The sequence below is a fragment of the Pandoraea bronchicola genome (assembly GCF_902459805.1).
GTDB classification, from domain to species: domain Bacteria; phylum Pseudomonadota; class Gammaproteobacteria; order Burkholderiales; family Burkholderiaceae; genus Pandoraea; species Pandoraea bronchicola.
Genome location: NZ_CABPST010000006.1, coordinates 169,103 through 193,878 on the forward strand (window position 1 = coordinate 169,103; position 24,776 = coordinate 193,878).

Annotated in this window: 27 protein-coding genes; 5 read left to right on the forward strand and 22 right to left on the reverse strand. The window is 64.0% G+C overall.

The window, feature by feature from the left end:
* Positions 1-178: 178 nt before the first annotated feature.
* Together PBR20603_RS13835 and PBR20603_RS13840 are read right to left on the reverse strand one after the other, a co-directional pair.
* Positions 179-475 carry a YciI-like protein gene (locus tag PBR20603_RS13835; RefSeq protein WP_150560089.1) on the reverse strand — a complete coding sequence of 99 codons (297 nt, stop codon included), beginning with the start codon at positions 473-475 and terminating at the stop codon, positions 179-181.
* Positions 476-524: 49 nt separating this feature from the next.
* The gene (locus tag PBR20603_RS13840; RefSeq protein ID WP_150560169.1) at positions 525-1,247 is read right to left on the reverse strand and encodes an AraC family transcriptional regulator; all 723 of its coding nucleotides are present in this window, start codon (positions 1,245-1,247) and stop codon (positions 525-527) included.
* 167 nt (positions 1,248-1,414) lie between these two features.
* Between PBR20603_RS13840 and PBR20603_RS13845 the strand changes: the two genes are divergently transcribed.
* Positions 1,415-2,335 (forward strand): DMT family transporter, encoded by a 921-nt coding sequence (locus PBR20603_RS13845; RefSeq protein WP_150560090.1) that lies wholly within the window; start codon positions 1,415-1,417, stop codon positions 2,333-2,335.
* 52 nt (positions 2,336-2,387) lie between these two features.
* On the opposite strand, the gene PBR20603_RS13850 is transcribed toward PBR20603_RS13845, so the two are convergent.
* The 3 genes from PBR20603_RS13850 to PBR20603_RS13860 form a co-directional block, all read right to left on the reverse strand.
* Entirely contained in the window at positions 2,388-2,705 is a 318-nt protein-coding gene (locus PBR20603_RS13850; RefSeq protein ID WP_150560091.1) for a VOC family protein, read from the reverse strand.
* Positions 2,706-2,987: 282 nt separating this feature from the next.
* On the reverse strand, positions 2,988-3,494 hold the full coding sequence (locus PBR20603_RS13855; RefSeq protein ID WP_150560092.1) for a hypothetical protein: 507 nt from the start codon (positions 3,492-3,494) through the stop codon (positions 2,988-2,990).
* A gap of 202 nt (positions 3,495-3,696) precedes the next feature.
* Complete coding sequence (locus PBR20603_RS13860) at positions 3,697-4,431, reverse strand: YoaK family protein (RefSeq protein ID WP_150560093.1); 735 nt, start codon at positions 4,429-4,431, stop codon at positions 3,697-3,699.
* A 293-nt stretch (positions 4,432-4,724) separates the two neighbouring features.
* Here PBR20603_RS13860 and PBR20603_RS13865 point away from each other — a divergent pair, with 293 nt between their 5' ends.
* The gene (locus PBR20603_RS13865; protein WP_343041938.1) at positions 4,725-5,249 is read left to right on the forward strand and encodes a DUF1993 domain-containing protein; all 525 of its coding nucleotides are present in this window, start codon (positions 4,725-4,727) and stop codon (positions 5,247-5,249) included.
* 45 nt (positions 5,250-5,294) lie between these two features.
* Here the strand turns inward: PBR20603_RS13865 and PBR20603_RS13870 are convergent, their stop codons facing one another.
* The gene (locus PBR20603_RS13870) at positions 5,295-5,825 is read right to left on the reverse strand and encodes a GNAT family N-acetyltransferase (protein ID WP_150560094.1); all 531 of its coding nucleotides are present in this window, start codon (positions 5,823-5,825) and stop codon (positions 5,295-5,297) included.
* Positions 5,822-6,511 (reverse strand): type 1 glutamine amidotransferase domain-containing protein, encoded by a 690-nt coding sequence (locus tag PBR20603_RS13875; RefSeq protein WP_150560095.1) that lies wholly within the window; start codon positions 6,509-6,511, stop codon positions 5,822-5,824. The genes PBR20603_RS13870 and PBR20603_RS13875 overlap by 4 nt, the downstream gene beginning before the upstream one ends.
* Positions 6,512-6,783: 272 nt before the next feature.
* Here PBR20603_RS13875 and PBR20603_RS13880 point away from each other — a divergent pair, with 272 nt between their 5' ends.
* Complete coding sequence (locus tag PBR20603_RS13880) at positions 6,784-7,398, forward strand: glutathione S-transferase (protein ID WP_150560096.1); 615 nt, start codon at positions 6,784-6,786, stop codon at positions 7,396-7,398.
* A gap of 60 nt (positions 7,399-7,458) precedes the next feature.
* Here the strand turns inward: PBR20603_RS13880 and PBR20603_RS13885 are convergent, their stop codons facing one another.
* From PBR20603_RS13885 to PBR20603_RS13900, 4 genes are all read right to left on the reverse strand, one after another.
* On the reverse strand, positions 7,459-8,220 hold the full coding sequence (locus PBR20603_RS13885; RefSeq protein WP_150560097.1) for an ABC transporter permease: 762 nt from the start codon (positions 8,218-8,220) through the stop codon (positions 7,459-7,461).
* Positions 8,221-8,228: 8 nt separating this feature from the next.
* Positions 8,229-9,158, reverse strand: a complete 930-nt coding sequence (locus PBR20603_RS13890; RefSeq protein WP_150560098.1) for an ABC transporter ATP-binding protein — start codon at positions 9,156-9,158, stop codon at positions 8,229-8,231.
* 146 nt (positions 9,159-9,304) lie between these two features.
* Positions 9,305-9,733: a VOC family protein gene (locus PBR20603_RS13895; RefSeq protein WP_150560099.1), complete on the reverse strand. Its 429-nt coding sequence runs from the start codon at positions 9,731-9,733 to the stop codon at positions 9,305-9,307.
* A gap of 60 nt (positions 9,734-9,793) precedes the next feature.
* A complete protein-coding gene (locus tag PBR20603_RS13900; protein ID WP_150560100.1) occupies positions 9,794-10,213 on the reverse strand; it encodes a YybH family protein in 420 nt (139 codons plus the stop codon).
* Positions 10,214-10,320: 107 nt separating this feature from the next.
* Here PBR20603_RS13900 and PBR20603_RS13905 point away from each other — a divergent pair, with 107 nt between their 5' ends.
* A complete protein-coding gene (locus PBR20603_RS13905; protein WP_150560101.1) occupies positions 10,321-10,971 on the forward strand; it encodes a TetR/AcrR family transcriptional regulator in 651 nt (216 codons plus the stop codon).
* Positions 10,972-11,003: 32 nt separating this feature from the next.
* Here the strand turns inward: PBR20603_RS13905 and PBR20603_RS13910 are convergent, their stop codons facing one another.
* Positions 11,004-11,909, reverse strand: coding sequence for a LysR family transcriptional regulator (locus PBR20603_RS13910; RefSeq protein WP_150560102.1), 906 nt, complete (start codon positions 11,907-11,909; stop codon positions 11,004-11,006).
* Positions 11,910-12,183: 274 nt separating this feature from the next.
* Between PBR20603_RS13910 and PBR20603_RS13915 the strand changes: the two genes are divergently transcribed.
* A complete protein-coding gene (locus PBR20603_RS13915; RefSeq protein WP_150560103.1) occupies positions 12,184-12,942 on the forward strand; it encodes an SDR family NAD(P)-dependent oxidoreductase in 759 nt (252 codons plus the stop codon).
* A gap of 12 nt (positions 12,943-12,954) precedes the next feature.
* Here the strand turns inward: PBR20603_RS13915 and PBR20603_RS13920 are convergent, their stop codons facing one another.
* The 10 genes from PBR20603_RS13920 to ilvD all read right to left on the reverse strand — a co-directional run bounded on the left by PBR20603_RS13920 (position 12,955) and on the right by ilvD (position 24,726).
* Positions 12,955-13,911 (reverse strand): DMT family transporter, encoded by a 957-nt coding sequence (locus PBR20603_RS13920; protein ID WP_150560104.1) that lies wholly within the window; start codon positions 13,909-13,911, stop codon positions 12,955-12,957.
* Positions 13,904-14,383: an Lrp/AsnC family transcriptional regulator gene (locus tag PBR20603_RS13925; protein ID WP_150560105.1), complete on the reverse strand. Its 480-nt coding sequence runs from the start codon at positions 14,381-14,383 to the stop codon at positions 13,904-13,906. The genes PBR20603_RS13920 and PBR20603_RS13925 overlap by 8 nt, the downstream gene beginning before the upstream one ends.
* A gap of 302 nt (positions 14,384-14,685) precedes the next feature.
* On the reverse strand, positions 14,686-15,942 hold the full coding sequence (locus tag PBR20603_RS13930) for a porin (RefSeq protein WP_150560106.1): 1,257 nt from the start codon (positions 15,940-15,942) through the stop codon (positions 14,686-14,688).
* A gap of 90 nt (positions 15,943-16,032) precedes the next feature.
* Positions 16,033-17,415, reverse strand: a complete 1,383-nt coding sequence (locus PBR20603_RS13935; RefSeq protein WP_150560107.1) for an MFS transporter — start codon at positions 17,413-17,415, stop codon at positions 16,033-16,035.
* A gap of 121 nt (positions 17,416-17,536) precedes the next feature.
* Complete coding sequence (locus tag PBR20603_RS13940; RefSeq protein ID WP_150560108.1) at positions 17,537-18,841, reverse strand: FAD-dependent oxidoreductase; 1,305 nt, start codon at positions 18,839-18,841, stop codon at positions 17,537-17,539.
* Positions 18,842-18,941: 100 nt separating this feature from the next.
* Positions 18,942-19,415 (reverse strand): aconitase X swivel domain-containing protein, encoded by a 474-nt coding sequence (locus tag PBR20603_RS13945; RefSeq protein ID WP_150560109.1) that lies wholly within the window; start codon positions 19,413-19,415, stop codon positions 18,942-18,944.
* Complete coding sequence (locus PBR20603_RS13950) at positions 19,412-20,701, reverse strand: aconitase X (protein ID WP_150560110.1); 1,290 nt, start codon at positions 20,699-20,701, stop codon at positions 19,412-19,414. Before PBR20603_RS13950 ends, PBR20603_RS13945 begins: the two co-directional genes overlap by 4 nt.
* A 29-nt stretch (positions 20,702-20,730) precedes the next feature.
* Positions 20,731-21,627 (reverse strand): TauD/TfdA dioxygenase family protein, encoded by an 897-nt coding sequence (locus tag PBR20603_RS13955; protein ID WP_150560111.1) that lies wholly within the window; start codon positions 21,625-21,627, stop codon positions 20,731-20,733.
* A 34-nt stretch (positions 21,628-21,661) separates the two neighbouring features.
* Positions 21,662-23,029, reverse strand: a complete 1,368-nt coding sequence (locus PBR20603_RS13960) for an MFS transporter (protein ID WP_150560112.1) — start codon at positions 23,027-23,029, stop codon at positions 21,662-21,664.
* Positions 23,026-24,726, reverse strand: coding sequence for a dihydroxy-acid dehydratase (ilvD, locus tag PBR20603_RS13965; protein ID WP_150560113.1), 1,701 nt, complete (start codon positions 24,724-24,726; stop codon positions 23,026-23,028). The genes PBR20603_RS13960 and ilvD overlap by 4 nt, the downstream gene beginning before the upstream one ends.
* Positions 24,727-24,776 lie beyond the last annotated feature (50 nt).

The following is a 24,776-nucleotide window of genomic DNA, read 5'->3' on the forward strand; positions in this document are numbered from 1 at the left end:
AATGTCCGAAAACACGACGTAAAATCGGTTGTCGACAAACGCGCTTGGTTTAACCGCCAAGCGCGTTTTGTTTTTTCTGCGTCGGAGTTATTCCTCGCTGTCGTGCGGTAGGCGGTATCCCGCGCCGCGCACGCCGCGCACAACGCTGGGGTCATCGGGCTCATCGCGCCAATTACGTTTAGCGCACCGGCGAACTCGCCGTCTTACCCACGACGGTCTTCCACGGCCGCACGCGCCACGCTTTGACCAGCCCATTCACGACGTACGGATCGCTTTTCGCGAACGCTTCTGCTGCTGCGGGCGATTCGCCTTCGAAGAGCAATGCCGCCGTGTCGACGGGGGACTCCAGCGCACCCGCGAGTACCAGCTCGCCACGATCGGCGGCCTGCCATGCAAGTGCCAGATGGGCGTCGCGGTACGCTCCACGACGTTCGAGATAATCGTCGACCAGGTCGTAAGTGAGCAGGTAATGCATGGTGCTGTCTCCTTCGAATTCGCGGCGGTATCGATAACCTGCCGCTGCACTATCGGTAAAACGCCGATGGCGGCACGCCGAAATGCCGCTTGAACATGGCGGCAAACGCGCTTTGGCTCGCATAGCCGTGATCGAGCGCGACATTCACGATTTTCTCACCGCGCGCGAGTGCTTCCAGCGCTTGCAGCAAACGCGCCTGCTGACGCCAGCGGCCGAACGTCATGCCGGTCTCCCGGGCAAAGCGTCGTTGGAAAGTCTTCGCTGACAGACCGGCGTCGCGCGCCCAGTCGTCGATGGTCGCGCCGTCGTCCGGCGTTTGCATCAGACGGTCGCATATGCGTGCCAAACGCGTATCTCGCGGCCATGGCAGATACAGCGGAAGGACCGGCAATGCAATCAGTTCGTCGAGCAACAGGCGCATGAGGCGCGCATCGCGCGAGTCGCTCGCGTAGTCGGTCGGCACATGAATGGCCGCGAGAATCAGCTCGCGCATGAGGGGCGTGATCTCCACCACACAACTCTCGTCGGGCAGCGGCTCCGTGCCGGGCTCGACGAATACGGTGCGCATCTTGACGTTGCCGCTCATCTGGACCGTATGTTCCAGCCCGGCGGCGAGCCAGACGCCGCGCGTGGGCGGGACCACCCAGCGGCCCGATGCCGACGCGATGATCATCACGCCTTCGATGGCGTAAAGCAGTTGTGCGCGGCGATGGGAGTGCGAGGCGATGAACTCGTTGTGCGCGTAATCGACCGCCATCGCCGCCATCGGCATCGACGTATTTTCGAAGCGAAGATGGTCGGTCAGACGAGTATTCCCAGGCGGGCGGGCGGAATTCACAAATGTCCTTTTTGAGGCAGGTTCTGGAATTTTAGCGTGAGACACCCCATTGTGGCGTGCCCGACGATAACGCTTCCTTTTCATCCTTGCGGAAAATCGTCATGGGGTACTTCCTGTATCCGCTCGGCGCCATGCTGTTGTGGGCCGGCAATGTCATCGTCTCGAAGCTCTCGGCCACGACCATCGCGCCGTCGGCCATCACGTTCTACCGGCTGGTGCTGGCGCTTGCCGTCATGACGCCATTCGTCATTCGTCCGCTGGCGCGCAACTGGGCGCACATTCGCCCGCAGCTGGCCAAACTGGGTTTCCTCGGCTTTCTGAGTATGTCGTTTTATCAGAGCTTGTCGTATCTGGCGGCGCACAGCACGACGGCGACGAACATGGCCATCGTGACGGCACTCGCGCCACTGCTCACGTTGCTGTGGAGTGTTGTGCTGCTGCGCGAGCCGCCAACGCTCGGCATGCTCGTCGGCGGTCTGCTGTCACTGGCAGGGCTGGTCTATCTGATCGGGCAGGGGCATCCGTCGCAGTTGCTCGACGGCGGTGTGCACCTGGGCGATGTGCTCATGTTGATCGCGTCGGCATCCTACGGGCTGTACAGCGTATTGCTGCGACGCTGGCATGTGGCCGTGCCCCCCGCGCAGTCGACTTACGTGCAGGCCTGGGCGGCACTCGTGACGATGATCCCGATGCTCGCTCTCGTGCCCGCCGGTCAGGCGCAGCTCAATGCCGCCACGGTGCCGCTGGTGCTGTATGCGGGGCTGGGGGCATCGATCCTGCTGCCGATCCTCTGGATTCAGGGTATTCGTCACCTCGGGCCGAATCGCTGCAGCATGTTCATCAACGTGCTGCCCGTCATGACGGCGGCGATTGCGGTGGTGTTGCTGGGTGAGCGCTTGCACACCTTCCATCTGATCGGCGGCGGTGTGGCGCTTGTCGGGGTGTTCATTGCGCAGCGTTGGCAGCGTCCGCTGCCGGGCTTCGGCCCGGTTGCCGACGAGTCGGACGAAGTCCCGGCGTAAGTCCATCCCCGCACGCTGCCGTGGTGGCGGCAGCGGGGCAGAGGACTCTGCGCTAGGCCCCGCGAACGGCGACCCCGTAAGTGCTCACTATGCGACGGTCCTGCTCTTGCGCGGAGAACGCTTCCCACAGCAGGCCGTTGCAATCGGTGCTGCTGGCGTACTCGGGGGCGTCGTCGTCTTCGAAGCCGATGTGCCGCAGCTCGCCGGCGCGCGCGGGTGACTGGTTGATCGAGAAGTTCAGCAGATCGGTGCGCCACATGGCGTACGCACCGGGTACGACGGCCGCAGGCGGTTGACCGAGACGGACCGAATAGTCCTGAATGGATTCGTCGAGATCGCGCACGGCGAGCGCAATGTGAAAGCGTTTCATGGGGTCTCCTGACGTGGGGCTGGCAACGCATCGCCACAGGACAATGTGAGTGCCCGCTCGCGAGTCGAACGAGCGGGCGGGGCGATGAGGTCGATAGCATCGACCGGGCCCATCGTATGTGACCTCAGGAAGCGCAGCCAGACGGCAGGTTATCCCGGTATCCGGCGTAACTGGATGGCAGGTTGCCGACCGGGGCGGTGCCGGGGATGCACCGCCGAGGTGTCGGGGAAGCCGAGGAAAAGGCGCCCGGGAAAACGCGCAGTGAACGCCGTGAGCGGGCGCTTACTGGGGACGCTGGAAATCGTTCTCGACCCACGCTCGGGCGCTGTTGCGCGAGAGCTTGAATGTGGGCGGTACCTTGACCGATGCCAGTGTTTCGCCGAAGCGGTCGGTGGCGCTCAACATGGCGTAAGGGTCGTAGTCGTCGGGCACGATATCTAGCGTGACGTCGATGTCGCCATCAGGACCATCGACGCTTACCCGCTTGTGCAACTGCGCGTGCAATTGCTGCTCGTGACGACGCAGCACTTCGTCCGCCGTCTTCACGAGAGTGTGGAACGCGTTGACGTCGAGCGGCTTCGGATTCTTCTTGTCGCGGCCCATCGTCCACGGACCGACGAGCGCCGGTTCCGATTCACCGTCACGGTACATGGCGACGGCCCAGCCATCGTCTTCTTCGTTCTTGACGACCTTCGCCGTCCATCCGTCGTCGCGCCAAAGGCGGTCTTCGTGGATGGCATCGGTGTTGTCGGAGGTGTCGTCGGTCGGAGGAAGATCGGTAGAGGTCACTGTCGGAAATCGGTGCTTGGGGGATGTGAGCGATATGGCGCGCAATGGCGCAGAATGGCGCAGAATGGCGCGGTTTGGCACGGCATGTGCGAGGCACGTCGGGGCATGCGCTCGCGAAAGGCGCAATTTTACCGCGTCCGGCAGAGGCCCGTACGCGATTGCCGAATTGCGTAGCGAGGGAAGTGCCGCGCGCGTCGACGAGTCATTCGTTCGCCACCGCCAGCGCGACAAGCAGTACGACGGGCAGCATCACGCACCAGAAGCCCGTGCCGTGATATGCGAAGCCGCCGAAAACGGCCCCGACGGCAAACGCGGCCAGCGCCGGGATCATCTTGCGCAGACGGGCGCGTGCGGCCTTGTCGTCGCCGCAATTGCCGCTTGCCAACTCGACCATGTCGATCACGATTTGCGTGGTGTTGCCGGTCATGATCGTGGTCGGAGCGAGGTCGGCGAGCACGAGGCGTCCGACGGCGTTCTGAATGGCGAGGGCGGCTACGCCGAACATGCCAGACAGAATTGCGAGCGGCGCATCGGCCGAGACGATGGGCTGTGCTGCCATTCCCACGATCATGAAGCCGAGCAGCAGCAGCGTCTGTACCGCGAGCAACAGGCGTAATGGCCGGCGCTCGGTACGGGAGAAGCCCTGCACGACCAGCTTCACCATGGCGACGAAGACGACGAACACGGGCAGCGCCAGCAGCTTGGCCAGCACGCCGACGTGAGTGCTGGCGACCAATTGCACGCCGATCATCACAAAGTTGCCGGTCACGTGCGCGGTGAAGAGCCCGAACAGTGCAATGAAGCCCACGACATCGATGTAGCCCGCCACGAACGCGAGCGCCATGCCGACGGCGGCCGGTTTGGAGAAATAGCTCACCCAGGCACGGGCGAGCGTGGCGGCCTCGGTCGGCGTGGGGATGTGACGGGGCGTACCCATGGTGGCTCCTCTGACGACTTCCGTTGCGGGTCTCGCGCCTGCGGGAAACGGCCGCGAGCGCTGACGGAGCATATCATTGCCCCATGACGGCCAGCGCGGCCAGCGCGGCCAGCAGCGGGATGCCCGGGGTGCGAGGCCTGCAGTGAATGCTTCGCGCATTTACGCCAGACGCACGGTCCGATCGGCTTTCCGTCATCCGCCCGGTACACGGCGAGAATGTTCCGGCACTGATAGCATGTGTGTTCGCGCGACATGTGCGCGTCCCCCGCAACACCGTCCCCCCCAGGAGCCTCATGATGTCGATTTCCCTCTATCGCGCCACCATCCCCGTCTATCTGCGCGGCCTGACCGTCATGGCCGACTACATCAAAAAGGCTCGCGCCCACTGCGAAGCGAAGTCGGTCGATCCGCAAACGATTCTGAAAGCGAAGCTGGCCCCTGACATGCTCGACTTCGTCGCGCAGGTGCAACGAGTCAGCGATACGGCGAAGTTTGCCGTGGCACGGCTCACGGGCGCGGAGTCGCCGGCGTTCGAAGACAACGAGACGACCTTCGACCAACTGCGCGATCGCATCGCCAACACCGAGGCGTTTATCGCCGGCATTCTCGAAGATCGGTTCGACGGCGCCGAGTCGCGCCAGATCACGCTGAAATTCAAGGAATATCAGACCACGATGGACGCGGTCGACTATCTGTTCAAGTTCGCGCTACCGAATTTCTATTTCCACGTGACGACCACGCACGACATCTTGCGTGCGCAAGGTGTGGAAGTCGGCAAGAAGGATTATCTCGGCCCATTCGAGATGGAAAAGATCTGAGCGGCGCGATGTCAAGCTGCGCGGGAACCCGTAGGTTCCCGCGCGTTAGCGTGTGGCGATGGGCAGATACATGCGCAGTTCGTCCTGAAAGCCGTTGCCGATACGCATGGCGTCGGGCTCCCGGCCGATCTCGACGAATCCGAACGATTGATACAGCGCGATGGCCGGGCGATTCGCGGCACTCACCTGCAAGGTGACGTGACGCAGGCCGGGCTGCGAACGCGCGAGGGCGAGCGCCGCTTCGACCAGTGCACGCCCGACGCCGCGTCCCGTCGCGTCCGCCGACACGTACATCCCCCACAGAAAGCCGACGTGTGCGAAGTTCGTGCGCTGCATACGTCCGAGGCCCAGCACGCCAATCAGCCGTTCGTTCTCGAACGCGCCGAAGACACCGGCATCGGTAGGCGCCACCAGCCATTCACGCACGCGTTCGACCGGCCAGTCCTTCTCTTCATCGTAGGTCGATCCGAAAGCCTCGGGGTGTGCCTGCAGACCGGCGAGACGCAGCGCCTGAAATGCCATGGCATCGCTTGGCACAAGACGCCGCACATCGACGCAGGATGCCCGCGAATTCATGGCAGACGAGGCTCCATCATCGCGAGCACGCTGCGCGCCGCCGCTTCGGACGAGGCCGGATTCTGGCCCGTCACGAGCCGTCCGTCGCCGATCACGTGCGACTGCCAGCGGCCGGCCTTCTCATACAGACCGCCAAGGCGCTTGAGTTCGTCCTCGACGAGGAACGGCACCACATCGGTGAGGCCGACCGCTGCCTCTTCGTCGTTGGTGAAACCTGTCACGTGACGGCCGCGCACCAGTGGCTCGCCGTTCTCGTTGCGCACCTGTCGCAGCACCCCCGGCGCGTGGCAGACGAAGCCGATCGGCTTGCCGGCGCGCTCGAAGGATTCGATCAGATGGATGGAGTTCGGGTCTTGCGCCAGATCCCAGAGCGGGCCATGGCCGCCGGGATAAAAGAGGGCATCGTAATCGGCGGCGTTGACGTCGGCCAGCCGGAGGGTGTTGGCGAGCGCCTTCTGGGCATCGGGGTCTTCGCGAAAGCGCCGTGTCGCGTCGGTCTGCGCATCGGGCTCGTCGCTCTTGGGATCGAGCGGCGGCTGGCCACCGGCGGGCGAGGCCAGCGTGACATCGAGCCCTTCATCGATGAACACATAGTAGGGCGCGGCGAATTCTTCGAGCCAGAAGCCGGTCTTCTTGCCCGTGTCGCCAAGGCGGTCGTGCGAGGTCAGAACCATCAGGATGTTCATGAAATGTCTCCCTGTCGAGTCGGCCATGCCGCACATTTTACCTGTCATGCGGCGCACTCGCAGGCGACCGAGTGCCGTGCGGCGGGTTCCCGGCACGCCGCCGCGCCACACGTCCGCTTGTGAGCGGAATTCACAGCAAGCCGCAATCGAATTCGATTTGCGAGGTATCGGGTGTCCGCTATGCTAGTGCCCATGCGGGCTTCGCCCGTCAAACGGCGACACCGAACGATCACACGAGCACCGGCAGCGACTGCCGTTCACAGGAGCGAGACATGCAATTGATTGGAATGCTGGATTCCCCGTACGTGCGCCGCACGGCGATTTGCCTGAAGTTGCTGGGGCTGCAATACGAACATCGCTCGCTGTCCGTGTTTCGAACGTTCGACGAATTCGCGGCGATCAACCCGGTGGTGAAGGCTCCGACACTCGTGACCGATGGCGGCACGGTGCTCATGGACTCGACCCTCATCCTGCAATACGTCGAGACGCTGGTCGATCCGGCGCGGCGGCTCGTGCCCATCGATCCTGTCGAACATCTGCGCGCGTTGCGCCTCACGGGGCTGGCGCTGGCGGCATGCGAGAAGTCGGTGCAACTGGTGTACGAGCGCGAGTTGCGCCCGAGCGAGAAGCGCCACACGCCGTGGACGGATCGGGTGCGCCATCAACTGAAAGCGGCGTTTTACGCGTTGGAACTCGAGCTGGCGCAGGTGCCGGTTCTGGCGACGCCGGATCAGATCGGTGAGCACGGTGTGACGATTGCCGTGGCGTGGCGCTTTCATCAATTGATGGTGCCGGAAATCGATTTCAGCACTGAATTCCCGGAACTCGCCAAGTTTTCTGCGCAAGCCGAAGCGTTGCCGGCATTCCGCGAAACGCCGCCGATCTGAGCCGGACGGCCGGGCTGCAGAGGAGGATGTGCCGGACGGCTCGCCGTCCGGCATGAGACGTCAGTTCTTGAGGCGGTAGCCCGTCTTGAACATCCACGCGACGATGGCGAGGAAGACGGTGAGGAACACGAGCGTCATGCCCAGACTGACGCCGACGCTGACGTCCGCCAACCCGTAGAAGCTCCAGCGAAAACCGCTGATGAGATACACGACCGGGTTGAACAGCGTGACCGTGCGCCAGAACGGCGGCAGGATGCTCGTCGAGTAGAAGCTGCCGCCGAGGAACGTGAGCGGCGTGATGATAAGCAGCGGCACCAGTTGCAACTTCTCGAATCCATCGGCCCAGATGCCGATGATGAATCCGAGCAGACTGAACGTCACGGCGGTGAGCACCAGAAACAGCACCATCCACAGCGGATGCTCGATGCGTAGTGGCACGAACAGCGCTGCGGTGCCGAGCATGATGACACCGAGAATGATCGACTTGGTCGCCGCCGCGCCCACATACGCCACCACGATCTCCATATACGACACGGGCGCGGAGAGCACCTCGTAGATCGTGCCGGTAAATCGCGGGAAATAGATGCCGAACGAGGCATTCGTCACACTCTGCGTGAGCAGCGAGAGCATGATGAGGCCCGGCACAATGAACGCGCCGTACGGCACGCCCTCGATCTCGGGAATACGCGAACCAATGGCCGCACCGAACACCACGAAGTACAGCGACGTCGAGATGACGGGGGAGATGATGCTCTGCATCAGCGTGCGACGCGTGCGGGCCATCTCGAAGTTGTAGATCGCCCTGACGGCATAGAAATTCATGGCGCGGCTCATCCTTCTTTTTTATGCACGAGCGAGACGAAGATGTCTTCGAGCGAGCTTTGCGTCGTGTGCAGATCCTTCACCGAGATACCGGCCCGCTCCATGTCGCGCAGCAGCGTGGCAATAGAGGTCTGCTCGATATTGGCGTCGTAGGTGAAGACAAGTTCGGTGCCGTTGTTGCCGAGCGCGAGGCCGTAGCTGGCGAGCGAGTCGGGCACGGCAGACAGTGGCTCGGCCAGTTGCAGCGCGAGACGCTTGCTGCCCATGTGGCGCATCAGTTCGGTTTTTTCCTGCACGAGTGTGATCTCGCCGCCGGTGATGATGCCGACGCGGTCGGCCATTTCCTCGGCCTCTTCGATGTAGTGCGTGGTGAGAATCACCGTCACGCCGGTCTCGCGCAGCGATTGCACGAGACGCCACATATCGCGGCGCAGCTCGACGTCGACACCCGCAGTGGGCTCGTCGAGAAACAGAACGCGCGGCTCGTGCGAGAGTGCCTTGGCGATCAGCACGCGCCGCTTCATGCCGCCCGAGAGCTGCATGATGCGGCTGTCCTTTTTCTCCCAAAGCGAGAGCGAGCGCAGCACCTTTTCGATGTACGCCGGATTCGCGGGCTTGCCGAACAGGCCGCGCGAGAAAGAGACGGTGGCCCACACCGATTCGAACGAGTCGGTGGTCAGCTCCTGCGGCACCAGGCCGATGGCTTCACGCGCGGCACGGTAGTCCGTGACGATGTCGTGACCGTCGACGGTCACGGTGCCCGAGGTCGGACGCACGATGCCGCAGATGGTGCTGATGAGGGTCGTTTTGCCGGCGCCGTTCGGGCCGAGCAGAGCGAAGATCTCGCCGCGCTGGATTTCCAGGTTGATGTTCTTGAGTGCCTGGAAGCCGGTCGCGTACGTCTTCGACAGATTCTGGATTGAGATCACGGATGGCATGGCGGCGACGATAGCACAGGCGTGCGGAACTTGTTGGGTACGTGGTGCGGGCAATAGAAAGGCGGGCATCGGGGCTGCCGTCAGTCCCGAATGCCCGCCCGCGGAGATCGGCGTGGCCGGGACAGCGCCCGGCACATGCCGATGCCTTAGCCCTTTGGCATCTCCTTCGGCACGATCACCATCCAGTTCATGCCGAAGCGGTCCCTGACCATGCCGAACGTCTTCGCGAAGAAGGTCTCGCCCAGCGCCATGTTGACTTCGCCGCCGTCTGCGAGGGCGTTGAAGGCTTTCTCGGCTGCACCCACTTCCGAAAAGTCGACCGACAGCGAGAAGCCGTCGAATTTGGGCTTGCCGCTCACCATGCCGTCGGAGGCCATTACCATCGATTCGCCGAGGGTGAATTCGCCGTGCATGATCTTGTTCTCGCTTCCCGGCGGGAGCATTCCCTCCGGACAGCTTTCAGGGCTTTCGCCATAGCGCATCAGCATGCCGCGCTTCGCCCCCAGGGTCTTCTCGTAAAACGCAATGGCTTCTTCGCAACGACCTTCGAAAAACAAATAGGAATGGACTTGCATGGAGTGCTCCTCTCTATGTCTCAAAAAGGGGGGGCATCACGACGCCCCGGCAGGGAAATGCTACGGCGCCAGTTTCATGGGCACCGAGGCGTGCTCATGCACCACACGCCAACGGCCTTGTGTCTTGCGATAGCCCACCGTCGCGCGCACGGTGGCGCCGTGCGTCTGTCCGTCAAGACCGGTGTTGCGCACGATATTCACGCTGTGGCTGAACGCCAGATCGCCGGCGTGCATGAGATGCCATTGCGTGACTTCGAAGTGGATCGGCCCGGCCGTCTGGCCGAACCAACCCTCGAGCAGACGTCGGTACGCCTCGTGACCGCGATGCTCGGTGGGTGGCATCACGTCGAACACCACGACATCGGGGTCGTAATGTTCGAGCAATGTGCCGACCTTCTTGTTGCGCACGGCATCGAGCCATGCCGCATGGATCGCACGAATGGCCGCTTCACCGCCATGTGCCGGATACGTCTCCACCATAGTGCCTCCTCGCGTATTGCGCTGATATGCCGCACTGTAACCTGTCCTTGTGGACAGTGTACACAAACAATAACAGACATAATGGACACTGTCCACAAGGAGTTGTCATGACAGAACAAGACGCAACGACCGGGCCGGCACGCACGACGTATCGGCATGGCGACCTGCGCCGGGCGTTGTTGGAAGCGGGAATTGCGCTCGCGCGCGATGGGGGGCCGGATGCCGTGATCCTGCGTGAGGCCACGCGCCGCGCGGGGGTTGTGCCCAATGCGGCGTATCGCCACTTTGCGAATCGTCAGGATTTGCTCGACGCTGTGCGCTCGGCGGCGTTGGCTGAACTGGCGCTGGCCATCGAACACGAGATGGCGGCGCCCGGGATGGCGTCGCTCGACGCCGTCGCGCGTGCGCGTGCCGGTTTGCGCGCCGTCGGTATTGGCTACCTGCACTTCGCGCGCGCGCAGCCGGGGCTGTTTCGTACGGCGTTTGCGCCGTCGGAAAACGTGCGCTCGGCTGCAACGCCAGACAAGGCGGGCACGAGCGGACTCAATCCGTTCCAACTGCTGGGGGCGGCGCTCGACGGCATGGTGAGCGCCGGCATCATCAGCGCCGCGCAGCGGCCCGGCGCGGAGTATCTGGCGTGGGCCGCCGTGCATGGATTGGCGGTGCTGGTGATCGACGGCCCGCTGCGCGATCTGCCCGGCGATCAGGTTGACGCGCTGGGCCAGCGGCTCGTGGCGATGGTCGAGCGCGGCCTATAAAAGCCGTGATGCGCGGCGCGGCCCCGCCGTCCTCATGGTTTCGTCAAACGAGGCGTCAGCAAGTCGGCGAGCCAGTTCATGAACGCTTGTGCGCGCCGGGGCAGGTGACGCCGGTTCGCATAGAGCAGCGTGACGGCCAGCGGCTCCGGCTGATACTCCGGCAACACTTCCTGCAGCGTGCCATCGGCCAGAAGGCCGCGAACGCCGCTCTCGGGCGCCTGAATCAGCCCGAGCCCGGCGACGCACGCCGCCTGATAGGCGTCGGCGTTGTTCACCGTCAGCACGCCTTCCATCGGCCATTGTGTGTAGCGCTCGCCATCGAAGTATTCCCAACCGGCCGGGCGAGTGCCCAACGTCGTCGCGTAGTGAATCAACTGATGGGTGCGCAGATCGTCGAGCGTGCGCGGCACGCCGTGACGCTTGAGGTAGGCCGTGCTCGCCACGTTGATCTGACGCATGTGACCGAGCGGCCGCGCGATCAGCGTCGAATCGACGATGGCGCCCACGCGCAAGACGCAGTCGAACCCTTCGCGCACGAGGTCCACGCGCCGGTCCGTGCTCGATAGCTCCACGCGCAGTGCCGGATGCTGCGCCAAAAATGCGGGCAATTGCGGAATAACGGTCGTGCGCGCGAGCGTGGCGGGCAGATCGATGCGCAGGCGCCCGGTGAGCGCTTCGTCGCGCGCCACGAACATCGTTTCCCACTCCTCCATATCGGTGAGCAGATCCTTGCATCGCTCGAGGCATGACTGACCATCCTGCGTGAGTTGTACGCGTCGCGTGGTTCGATGCAGCAACCGCGTGCCCAATTTGGTCTCGAGTTGCTTGATGGCGTTGGAAACGCTGGCGCGCGGCAGACCGAGACTGTCTGCGGCCTGCGTGAAACTGCCGGTCTCCGTAACGCGCACAAAGATGCGCATGGCGTCGAGCTGATGCATGGCGAGAGAGAGGACTGGCGCGTCGATCGGCCGGTCAATTGTTATTTGAATTTGATCAGTGTAATCAAAACCGATGGGTTTATTGGTGAAGTTCGATGCAATAGTCTGTTGAACATACCGCAGTCCCTGAAGCGCTCCGTCAGCAGCCGTGACGAACGGCGCAGGCGAAAGCCGGCAGACGCGGGACGAGGCGGCCCGTATGAGGCGGGGCCGCCGCCATTCTTCAGCGGGGCGATGCCAGCGAGCATTACCCTAAGCATTCAGGAAAATCACCATGACCCGAAAAATCGTTCTCATTACCGGTGGCAGCCGTGGCCTGGGCCGTGCTTCGGCACTCGCCGCCGCACGTCGCGGTATCGACGTCATCCTCACCTATCGCAGCCAGCGTGCAGAGGCCGCCGCGGTGGTGGCCGAGATCGTCCGGTTGGGAGCGAAGGGCATCGCCTTGCCGCTCGACGTCTCGGACGCGGCGCAGTTCGCCGCGTTTGCCGCCGAGATCAAGCGCGTGTTGGGCGACGTCTGGCAACGCGATACGTTCGACTTCCTGCTCAACAATGCCGGCACGGGCTTGCACAGCGCCTTTGCCGAGACGACGCAAGCGCAGTTCGATGAACTGATGCGTATCCATCTGAAGGGACCGTATTTCCTGACACAGGCGTTGCTGCCGCTGATCGCAGACGGCGGTCGCATTCTGAATGTGTCGAGCGGTCTGGCGCGCTTCTCGCTGCCGGGCGCGTCGGCCTACGCCATGATGAAGGGAGGCATCGAGGTGTTCTCGCGTTATCTGGCAAAGGAGTTGGGCACGCGCGGCATCCGGGCCAACACGGTTGCTCCGGGCGCCATCGCGACGGATTTCAACGGCGGCACGGTGCGCGACAACCAGGGCGTCAATCAGATGATTGCGGCGAATACGGCGCTGGGCCGCGTGGGTGAGGCCGACGACATCGGCGGCATGGTGGCGGCGCTGCTGGCCGACGAGACGGGATGGATCAATGCCCAGCGCATCGAGGCATCGGGCGGCATGTTCGTCTGAGGCGGGCGCGCGTCAGTGAGGGCTGCGGCGTGAGCGCATCGACCCGGACCACGCCACGGCCCCGACGATGCATACGCCGCCCACCGCCATCTTGAGCGTGGGCGACGTGCCGAACAGCACCCACGCGAAGGCGATCGCATAGACCGGCTCGAGGGCGATGACGACGGCTGCCTGACTGGCCTTGACCGTGCGCAGCGCGTGGATGAAGAGGGTGTACGCCAGTGCGGTGCAGACAATGCCGAGGCAAGCGAGCCATCCCCATTGCGGGGCGGGCAGCGTGAGCGCCTCGCGCCATGCGAACGGACCGAGTACGAGCAGGATACCAAGACACTGCCACCAACTGGCCTGCAACGGCGACGCTTGCGCGCCCAGTACGCGATTGGACAACGCGATGACCGCGTAGATGGCGCCGGAAAGCACGCCCCACGCGAGGCCGACGGTGGCACCTGCTTGCCAGTCGAACGCCGGTGTGACAAGGGCGAGTCCAATGCACACGAGCCCGATGACGCCGGCGTCGCCAAGCGTCGGACGCTCACGGCGCAAAGGCCATTCGAGCAGGATGACGAAGGCCGGGAAGCATGCGAAGCCGAGCGTGCCGACGGCGACGCCGCCCGCTTTGATCGCCAGAAAGAAGGCGAGCCAGTGCACGGCGAGCAGCACACCGGCCACGACGAGCCGCAACGCTGATGCACACGATAGGCCTTGCCAGGGAGCCCCGCCCGAGAGTCGCGCGGCACCGCGCACGCCCGCGAGCCCGGCGATGGCGATGACACTCAGCGCAAGCCATGAGAAGAGGCCGCGGCCGAAGACGATCATGGTGCTGCTCGCGGCGATGTGCTCGCCGAACAGCGCCGAGGCGCCGAACAGCATCGCCGCGACATGCAGCGCGATCTGCTGGCCGGCCCCGCCGCGTGGGGGCAGGGCGACGCCGGGTGTGGCGGGGTTGCCGGCCGCGGCGGCCTCAGGCATTGCCGGAAGTGTCCGGCACCGGGACTGCCGTGGTGTACATGACCTGCTTGAGCGCAAAGCTCGAGCGGATGTTGCGGATGCCGGGAATGCGCGAGAGACGGTCGGTGATCAACGTTTCATAAGCGCTCATATCGCTCACCATGACGCGCAGCAGATAGTCGGCATCCCCCGACATCAGGTAACACTCCATCACGTTGGGCAGGGCGGTGACGGCGGCTTCGAAGGCGTCGAGTCCGTCACGGTTCTGGTTCTCGAGCGTGACGTGGATGAACACGTTGATATGCAGCCCAAGCCGCGACGGGTCGAGCAGCGTCACACGCTGACGGATGTAACCGGCCGCTTCGAGCGCTTTCACGCGCGCCAGACAAGGCGACGGCGAAAGGTTGACCCGCGAGGCGAGTTCCACGTTGGTCAGGCGGGCGTCGGCTTGCAGCTCCCGCAGAATCTTCAAATCAATGGCGTCGAGTTCCATACCACATTGCGCGCGCGCCCCGGATGGGGGCCGGCGTTCCAGTCGATTAGCCGCTCGGTAGGCGACAGTGCCGCAATACTAGCCTATTTATCGGTTCGCCAATCGTCCCATACGTTCTCTCCCCTCCCGATGCGGCTTACTGCCGCCAATACGGCAGCCGTCTGCGCGTACGCAACGCGATGGATATCCCGGTGGCGCAACGATGATGAGCGGCGTTGACTCAGGCAGGTGAGGTAACCCGGCGATGCGAGTCCCGCCGATTCCGGGAGCGCTGACACAGTATCGGCGGATATCGCGCATGATCAGAACCGGTGACGCAGGCCCGCGAGCACGGCCACCTGATTCTTCACGCCTGCCCCTGCCGGGCCGAACGCGTTGATGGCTGCGACCGTCGCATCGCCGGCGGCCCGCTGGTAGATCACGGAGGCGTGCAGGTCGGTGCGCTTCGAGAAGTAGTACGCTGCTCCCGCATCGATCTGATGCCAGCGCGGGCGCGTGCCCGACGCAAACGACGTCGCGCCGGTGCCTGTGTAACCTGACGCATCGGTGAAGATGTAGCCGATGCCGGCGAACAGTGCAGGTGAGAACTGATAACGCGTATTGATTTCGTAGTTGTCGACGCGCATGTCCTGTCCGTTCTGATAGCGAAGCCGCGTGTCGGTGAAGACCGCGCTCACGCGTGCGTCACCGAAGCTGTAGCTGCCGGCGACACCGATGACGTCCTGACGAGAAACGAAGCCGGCGTTATAGAACAGGCTTGTCGACAGCGTGTATTCGTCGCCGATAGCCCCGCCCGGATTGGTTGAGGTGGCCGCTGATGCCGACGGATTGCTCAGATGCAGAAAGGTCGCTGCCGCCCCGATCGGCCCGCGCTGATACTGAATGCCAAGGCCGAGCGCACGGTTGTTCGCAAAGCCGTTGCTGCCGCCGCTCGCACTTTGGTTGCTGAACGCATACAGCGCGCCAAGCGTAAGACCTGCGATCGGTGAGTATTCGTACTTCACGGACTGGTTCAACCGGAACGTCGAGAAGGTATTGTCGACGTCGCCCACGTGTGCGCCGTAGATGCTGCCGAACTGCGTCCACGATTCGAACGGCGACAGATAGACGAAGCCGAACTCGTACTGGCGTCCGAAGGTGAGCGTGCCCCAGCGCGGGTTCGACAGGCCGGCAAACGCTTGCCGGCCGAACATGCGACCGCCCTGTCCGAGGGTTCCGTTGATGCCGCTGAAGCCGTTCTCGAGCGTGAAGATGGCCTTGTTGCCGTCGCCGAGATCTTCGCTGCCCGTCAGGCCGAAGCGGTCGCCGCTGCCGAAGCCGGTGGCCAGCGCCACGCGGCTCGCACCTTTGGCCCCGACCGCGGACGCGACGTTGTTGGTATAGCCAATGCCATTGTCGATGATGCCGTAGAGCTGAACCGAGCTTTGCGCGAGGGCGGGTAGTGCCGCAAGGGCGAGGGAAACGCTCAGCAGAGCCCGGGTCGAAGCACGGACGCACCGGCGTTTTCGCAAACGCGAGGACGAGAAGGGCCGTCCTGCGCACGAATGGCGTTGGATCATGTTGTCTCCTGAATGTCTTGTAATGAGTTGACGGTGTCTTGTGTGCCTTGGTGGGCGGGGCGCTCGTGTTGCGGGGCAGGTCGGCTCAAGTCAACCTTTTGCGGTGACCGGTGCCGGCGACGATGCCGGAGGCTGCCCTAAGCTCTCGTCTGTGTTGCCGCGGCGTGTTGTGCGTCCCAGCACGAGCGCCAGCAACACGACGACGGCAACCGGCACGGCAGCCGCGACGAACAGGGTCGACACCGGTAGCGAGAGCGAGAGAAGCAGGCCGCCGATCATCGGCCCCGAGATGGAGCCGACCTTCGCGACGCCGATTGCGATACCTGTGCCTTTGCCCCGGATGGTGCTGGGGTAGACGGTCGGTGCCACGGCGTTCAGACCTGACTGGGTCCCGGCCACGCAGAATCCGACCAGAAACACGACGGCGGTCAGCAACATGGCGGGCATGCCGCTGCCTAGCAGGGCAACGAGCGGACACCCGAAGAGAGGCAGAAACACAATCATGCGGGCGCCGTAGCGATCGATGAAGCGCATCAGGGCGAGGCCGCCTGCTGTGCCGCCGATGGAGAGCATGGCTGACACCAACGCGGCTTGTCGGGCGGGCACACCCACGGCTTCCACCAGGATCGGCAGCCAGTTCTGCAATGCAAACAGGGCCATTGAGTTGGCGATGTAGGCGAGCCACAGTACCGGCGTGAGCGTGCGCAAGCGTCCTTGGAACAGCATGGCCCACCGGAACGGTGACGGCGCGGGTTCGTCGCCCACGTAGAAGCGCGTGGACGTGTCCACATTAGCCGCCGGATCGATCTGGCGCACGAGTCGCACCACCTCAGCCGGACGCCAGCCTTTGAGGACGAGAAAGCGCAGCGACTCGGGCATCACGACAGCGAGCACGGCGGCGACCGCGAGCGGGGCGATACCGCCGATCAGAAAGATGGCGTGCCATCCGTACGGGCCGACGAGCATCGCCGCGACGGCACCGCCGAGGCTGGCGCCGAGCGTGTAGCCGGTGAACATCAATGTCACCCAGGTGGCGCGCAGGCGCTTGGGGGCGAACTCCGAAATCAGCACGAACGCATTGGGGACGGCGCCCCCGATGCCAATGCCGGCGAGAAACCGCAGAACCAGCAGATGGTCGATGGTGGTTGCCTTCACCGTCACCAGTGTGAGAACGCCGTACCAGACCGTGCCCCAGAGCAGCGCGCGCTTTCGTCCGTAACGATCGCCGAGAAAACCAAACAGGATCGAGCCGACCATGATCCCGAACACGTTGATGCCGAAGGCGGGGCCCAGCGCCGCGCGTGGAATCTGCCAGTCTCGCACTAACGAGGGCGCCGCATAGGCGAGGGCCGTGAGTTCGTACCCGTCGGTGAGCATCAGAATCCAGGCGCAGAAGATCGTCAGAAATGCGAAGCGCCCGGGCTTTTGCGCGTCGATAAGACGCGAAATATCCATCGATTGCAGCGTTGCCATGTCTCCTCCATATGCCGAATCGCCCGTGAGCGTCGGCTTCAGGAAGCCGGGACGTCGCTTTCCATCGCGTGCGTTCCCGGCAAGTGTCGTTACGTTGTCCTGCAGTGATGCTCGCGCCGGTTCATGACAAATGCGGTGGATCGATCCGGTCGACGTTATCGGCAATGCGTCGGCGCAGCTCCGCGCGGTCAATGTCGTGAACGCTTCCCGTATCAGCCAGATCAAGCGCGTGAGCGGCCGCAGCGCCCATTGCAATACACGGTCCCATCACACGCACGCTGGACAGTGCGCTTGAGTCGGCGTCGATGCAGCGGCCAGCGGCAATTACGTTATCGGCGTCGGCGGCAAGCAGGCTGCCCAGCGGCACGGTGTGCAGATGGTCGTCGCCGAACGGTTGCCACACGTACCCTTCCGGACGGTCATGCAATTCGATAGGCCAGGAGGTGCGTGTCACCGCATCGGGGAATGCTTTTGCCGCAATTACTTCGTCCGCCGTCAGCGTATGGGTACCGACGATCCAGCGCGTTTGCCGGATCCCGGGCAGTCCGTAGCTGCGAATGCGTGCGTTGCGATACACCTCCGGGTATTCCGTCTTGAGGAATTCGAAGGCGCGGTCTGCCTGATCGCGTCCAACCAGCGCCGTCCGGGATGCGGCCACCGGCTCCAGTGGTGTTTCGATGTGGGTCATGTTCGCGATGCCGATGTTGCGGCCGCGGAAATAGAAGACGAGTCCGTCCTTGCGCTCCAGACCGTAGGCTTTCGCGCGGCTCGCCACGCGCTCCTTGAACTCGGCCGGGGCCGGTGCGTTCGTCTCGTCGAGCCCTTCGAGCACGACCATTTGCGTGCCGTGCACCGGCGTGACCGGTTCACGGCATGACAGTCCGGCGTTCCAGGCGAGCGCTGCGTCGCCGCTGGCGTCGATAAAACCCTTGGCATCGACGTGCACGTCGCCGTATCGCGTAGCGAGCGTCACCCTTTGCACACGGCGGCCCTCGGTGGCCACGTGCCCAATGACTGCGCCGAGAATCACGGTGATGCCCGCGTCGAGAATCTTCTGCTCGATCCAGCGTGAGAGCGCGACTTCGTCATACAACACCACGGTGGTGAGCGGGCCTTCCTTGTAGTGCAGCGCGCCTTGAGCGCCAAGGTCGCGCAGAATGCCGTCGGCGATGCCGTGTGTGACCTGAAAGCGCTTTGGGCCGTTGGAGAACAGTCCACAGAAGGTGCCGATGATTGAATTGACCGCCTGGCCGCCGAGTGCGGGAAGGCTGTCGACGAGCACGACCTTGCGGCCAAGCGCTGCCGCTTCCAGCGCGGCCGAGGTGCCGGAAATACCGGCACCCACGATGCAGATGTCGGCATCGACGTGCCAAGCGGGCGTGTGGGTCGCGCGGCGTACCACGCGAGTATTGGTGTCCAATTGCATCTCCAGTGAAAGCTAAGTCAGGGAAGTCAGAGGAATAAAAAGAGGCGACGACCATCCTCGAATCGGGAGGGGAGAGTCGTCGCGAATCGCACGGCAATCCTCAGACGGTGGCGACGCGCCGGGTCACTTCGACCACACCGCGATCTGCATCGACCACCACCCAGTCGCCCGTCTGGATGAGCGTGAGCGGATCGCGGTCAAAATCGGTCAGCGCGGGGGCGTGTGTGACCACGGCGCCCAGCGCCATCTTGGTCGTCATCTCGTTGAACAACATGGCTATCGGTGCGGTGCCCGTCAGCCGCGCGATATGAAACTGGCTCGACCATCCCGACGAGCCCTTCGCGCCGGGGAACACCAGCACCTTGCCCGCGAAGCTCACGCCGCGAAGTTCGTGGCGCGTTTCAATGACCGTGCCGGTGCGCGGGTCGATGCCACCCCACCCGGAGATCCGGTCGCGCGTGACGAGCGCCTCGCCCTCGGCACGGCCGCCGACCACGCGGCGGCCATACAGCACGAAGGTCTGCGTAGTGCTGCACGGAGTGCTCTCCCGTCCGATGTGTGTCGTGGTGTTCATGCCAGCGCTCCCGTCCAGCGACCGTTGAGCGCGGCCGAAATGCACTCGGCCGTGGTGCCGCACCAGGCTTGAATGTTCATGATGGCCGGCAGGTAATGCGCTTGCTTGGCCGAATCGACGGCCGCCACTCGCGTGCCCTTGGGCATGACACGTCCGAGTGCGGAACACGTGTCGCTCATGAGATGCGCACCGGCCGACTCGATGATTCGTGTGTAGCCCGCCTGATCGGCCAACTGACGTGTTGCGCGCGGGGTGAAGATCCAGAGCTCGGTGTTCTCATGCACCTTCTGGCCCTCGAGTAATTGGCAGACCTCCCAGATCTGTTCGATGGAGTAGTGCGGACAGCCGAGCATCACGAAGTCGACGTCGCTGTCGCGCGCTGTCGTGTTCACGCGTTCGTATGCGAGACGCCGTTCGGCGGCGCCGTAACGCAGCATCCGACGCGGCTTGCGCGGTCCGAATGCTTCGTCGATCGTCCGCGCTTCCGGCGTCATGCCAACGATGTGATACATCTCGACACCGCCCGACGATGCCGCCGCCGCACCGAAGTGCTTGAGGCGCGGCAGGTTCGCTGGCCCTTGAATGCCTTGTACGACGGGAATGCCCTCAGAGACCACTTCGCCGACGTAATAGCCGAGCAGTCCCCATTCGAAGACGTTCTCAATCGGCACGTCGACCTGAATGAGGTCCGTGCCGTGGCGGTTCTCCGTCAAGTGCAGACCCCAGTACGGAATCTTGCCGGTGACCATCGCGGCGCCTGCACTCTCGCGTCCTTCGGCGTTACTGCGTGCACCGAGTACGGCGTTGATATACACCACTGCTGACGACTCCATCCACGCGCAGTGCTCGCCGCGCACCGGCACGTTACCGACCTGATACGGTGCGCAAGTGTGCAGTGGCTGAACGCCGAGCCGGCCCGCATACGCTTCGCCTGCCCGGTACAACTTGACGATGTCCGGCCCGATGCCTTGCCGCTCGGCGTGCTCGGGATCGAAACCTTGCTGGAGATGACTGCTGTAGGCCCTCATCCGTGGCACGGTCACGACATCCGCACTGTCGAGGTTGAACTCGGAAAACACGGCGTCGAGATCGAGCGCGCCGCCGCGCATGCCGAAGTCGCGCAGAAACGGTGTGGTGGCACCGAGCGTGCCGCAAACGTTGTTGGTATCGACGAGGCGCTCGGCGCCGAGCGCCTCACCGTAACGTACCAGCAGATCCATCGCCTTCTGCACGGCGGGGCCCTGTGTGCCGTCGAGCATCGCCTGCTCGTCAGGGGTCAGTCGCATGGGGGTCTCCTTGAGAGTGATGAGGCGGCTCAGGCGTCGAGCGTGGTGGCGCGTCGCAGTTCGCGACGCTGCGTCAAGTCGAACCGCCGGCCGCGATGCAACGTGCAACGGTTGTCCCAGATCACCAGATCGCCCGGTTGCCAGGTGTGCCGGTAGACGAAAGCGGGCTGCGTGGCGTGTTCGAGCAGATCGAGCAGCAACATGCGGCCCTCGGCCAGTGTCATGTCGAGAATGCGGCTGGCGTGCGCGCCGATGAACAGCGACGACCGTCCGCTTGGGTGCTGGCGCACCAAGGGCCAGACCGTCGGCGCGATGGCGGCCCGTTGGGCGGCGTCGTACTCGGTGTCGCCGAGAAAAAATCGCGAGTGCAAGGCGTGATGTTCGGCCTGGAGGCCGCGCAGCGGCGCTTGCTCCGAAGCCGGCAGCGCTTCGAACGCGGCACGCATGTCGGCGAACTCGGTTTCTCCGCCTTTCGGCGGCACTACCACGGCATAGAGCATCGAGTAGCGAGCAGACGGGGTCTGAAACGAGCTATCGCTGTGCCATAGCTGGTTAGCGATATTGCCCACGATGCGGCGGTGTTCGCGACGGGCGACGGCACCGTTTTCGTCGAGATTCGAGATATCGGCGAGGGTGTCGTACCCGAGGCGGTTGTGGGGTTTGGCGACGCGTTTGAAGCCGATATCGAGCGGACCGAGCGCGCTGGCGAAGTCCAATTGCTGCTCAGGCGTGAGCGACTGTCCACGAAATACAAGTACGCCGTAACGGGTCATCGCATCGTCAATCGCACGTGCGGTGTCTGCGCTGACGGGCGCGGCGGTATCGAAGTCGTGTACCTGACCAACAAAATCGACGTTGGTCTGGTCAGTTTGACTAGTTCGGCGCGCGTTTGAAGTCGATGCGCGCAGTGGAGTGACGTCAAGCATGTTGTCTCCTCTGGGACGTCTTGTGAGGGCGATGTCAGACTGATCCCGCGGGGCGCGGTGCGCGCTCGGGATGTTCGGGGTCGTCGTGCCGTTGGAGAATTCCGAGCGCGAAGGCGAAGATCGCCACGAGACCAACCGGCACAGCGCCAAAGTGGAACAAGGCGCTGACGGGCCAGTGAAGCGAGAGCAGGGCGCCGCCGATGACAGGGCCAGCAATGGCACCGATCTTCTGGATGCCTACCGCCACGCCCACGCCCTTGGCACGCAAAGCCGTCGGATAGACCATCGCTGCCACGGCGTTGAGGCCGAATTGTGTGCCGACGACGCAAAAGCCGATCATGAAGACCGCCGCAATCAGCATTCCCTCGGGAATGCCGGCGCCGAGCGTTGCCACCAGCGGGCAGCCTATGACGGGTAGCACCGCGACGATCAGCGCACCACGTGTGTCGACGAATCGCATCAGGGCGAGTCCGCCAATGGTGCCACCCACCGAGAAGGCGCTGGACACGAGGGCGGCGCGCGCCGGGGGCACGCCGATCGCTTCGATGAGCATCGGCAGCCAACTCACGAGGAAGAACAGCGCCATGGAGTTCGCGACATACACGGCCCACAGCACGGGCGTGATGCGGCGCAGGCGTCCTGCGAGGAGTTGCCGCAGACGTGCATGCTGCGTGTCCGACGCTTCGCCGCCGACGATGAAACGCATCTGCGCGTGAAAGCCCTTTCCTGGATGCAGCCGCGAGGCGACGCGCGCGATTTCGTCGGCGCGGCGCCCCTTTAGCGCGAGAAAGCGGATCGACTCCGGCACCCACAGGGCGAGCATGACGGCGGCCAGCAATGGGCCCACACCACCGATGACGAAGATCGCTTGCCAGCCGAAGTGCGGAATCATCCACGCCGCGACTACACCGCCCAACCCGGTGCCGACGCTATATCCCGTGTACATCAGCGTGACCCAGGTGGCTCGCAGCCGGCGCGGCGCGAATTCCGTCATGTATGCGATGGCGTTGGGCACGACACCGCCGATGCCGATACCCGCGATGAAGCGCAGCACAAGCAGGGTGCGCAGGTCGCTGGCGAATACCACGGCGATTGTCAGTACGGCGAGAATGCCGGAGCCGACGAGAATCGCGCGTTTGCGTCCGATGACATCACCCAGATATCCCAACACAAACGCGCCGAGCATCGTGCCGAAGACAAATGCACCGAATGCCGGACCCAATGCGCCGCGCTCGATACCCCACGCGCGGCCGATGGCGGGAGCAGCAAACGAGAGTGCGCCGAGATCGTAGCCCTCGGTGAGCATCATCACGCCCATCAGAACGATGATGCGAATCGAGAACCCGCCGACCTTCTGCGTCTCGACGACCTGATCGACGTCGACGGTGGGCGCGGCGCTCATGCTGGCTCTCCGTCGACGCTTCGGCCGCCCAGCACGGCACCTTGCGGCATCGACGACACGTTCTCGCGATATAGCTTGAGCCACCCGCGTGGCAATGCGGCAGACGGTGCGCGCCACCGCTCGCGGCGTTCGGCCCATTGCGCGTCGTCCAGTTGCACATCACAACGCCGCGTGTCGAGATCGATGACGATGGTGTCGCCATCGCGCACGAGGGCAAGTGGCCCGCCGGTAGCGGCTTCGGGGGCGATTTCAGCCACGACCATGCCCTTGCAGACGAGTCCCGAAAGATGGCCGTCGGTGAGCAGTGCGACCGATTCGCTGAGCCCCGCCCCGTCAATGGCGAACACCACGCGCGACGCCCCGCCTCCCATCGCCGGACCGCCGCACACGCCGGCGCCTCGCATGACCACCACATGCCCCGGGCGGATGTCGCCGCGACGCAGCGCCTCGACGGCGGCGTCGGAGGTGTCGAAGCACAGCGCCCGGCCTTCGAAACGGCGGGCCTTGTCGGGTGAGATGCCAAACTTCACGATGCCCGCCTCCGGCGCGAGATTACCCCGCAGGAGCACGATGGCCGGGCGAGACGCGAAGGGACGCTCGACCGGACGTATTACGTTGTCGTCGTGAATGGGGGCGTCCTGCACGTTGTGCGCCATCGTTGTGCCGCTAACCGTGAGCGCATCGCCATGCAGCCACGGCAATAGACGCCGCAGAACGCCGCGAGACCCGCCCGCCGCATCGAACGCTTCGATAGTGTCGTCGCCGACAGGACGAATGCCCGTGAGAACGGGGATCCGATCGGCCAGCGATTCGAACAGGTGATAGACGTCGACATCGCATTGCGCTTCGCAGGCGATCGCCTGCAGATGCTTGACGCTGTTGATCGAGCCGCCGACGGCGAGCACCGCCATTGCGGCGTTGGCAAATGCGCCGGGGCCGAGAATCTTGCGGGGCGTGAGATCAGCTTCGACCATCTCGACGATGCGCTTGCCCGCCTGGCGCACCGTCTCGAACATCTGCGCGCTGTTGGCGGCCACGGGTGTGCTGCCCGGCAGCGCCATGCCGAGGGCTTCGCACACCAGATGCATGGAGTTCGCCGTACCGAGACCCGAGCATACGCCGGGCCCGCGAATCGCATTACGGCTCATGCCGATGAGTTCGTCCACCGGCAGACTGCCGGTCACTACGTGCATCGCGCCGACGAAAACGTCTTCGATATCGACGTGCTTGCCGCGATACTCGCCGCTCGCCTGATAACCGCAAGCCACAATGAGACTTGGGATGTCAAGCCGGGCCGCCGCCATCAACTGACCGGGCACGGTCTTGTCGCACGAGGCGAGGCATACCATGCCGTCCAGCAGTGCGCCTTCGACGGCAACTTCGATGTCATTGGTAACGAGATCGCGTGCCGACAGGATGTACGCGCCGCGCGCACCGGCGCCAGTGATGAAATCGCTCGGCGCGGCCGTACGGATTTCGAAGGGCAGGGCGCCGGCGGCGCGAATGGCGTCCTTGAGCGCGGCGGCTACCCCATCGAGGTGGCTGAAGCAACTGGCCAGTTCGGAGGACGAGTTGACGATGGCGATCTTCGGTTTTTCGAGATCCTCTTCAGCGATGCCCAAGGCACGCCATTGGGCGGCACGTACCGCCCACAGATAGGAACCACGGGGGAAATTGCTTCGCAAGCGACGAGGCATGGTGTCTCACTCCAACGTTTTTTCTTGGTGAAAAACGCCGTCCCGGACGC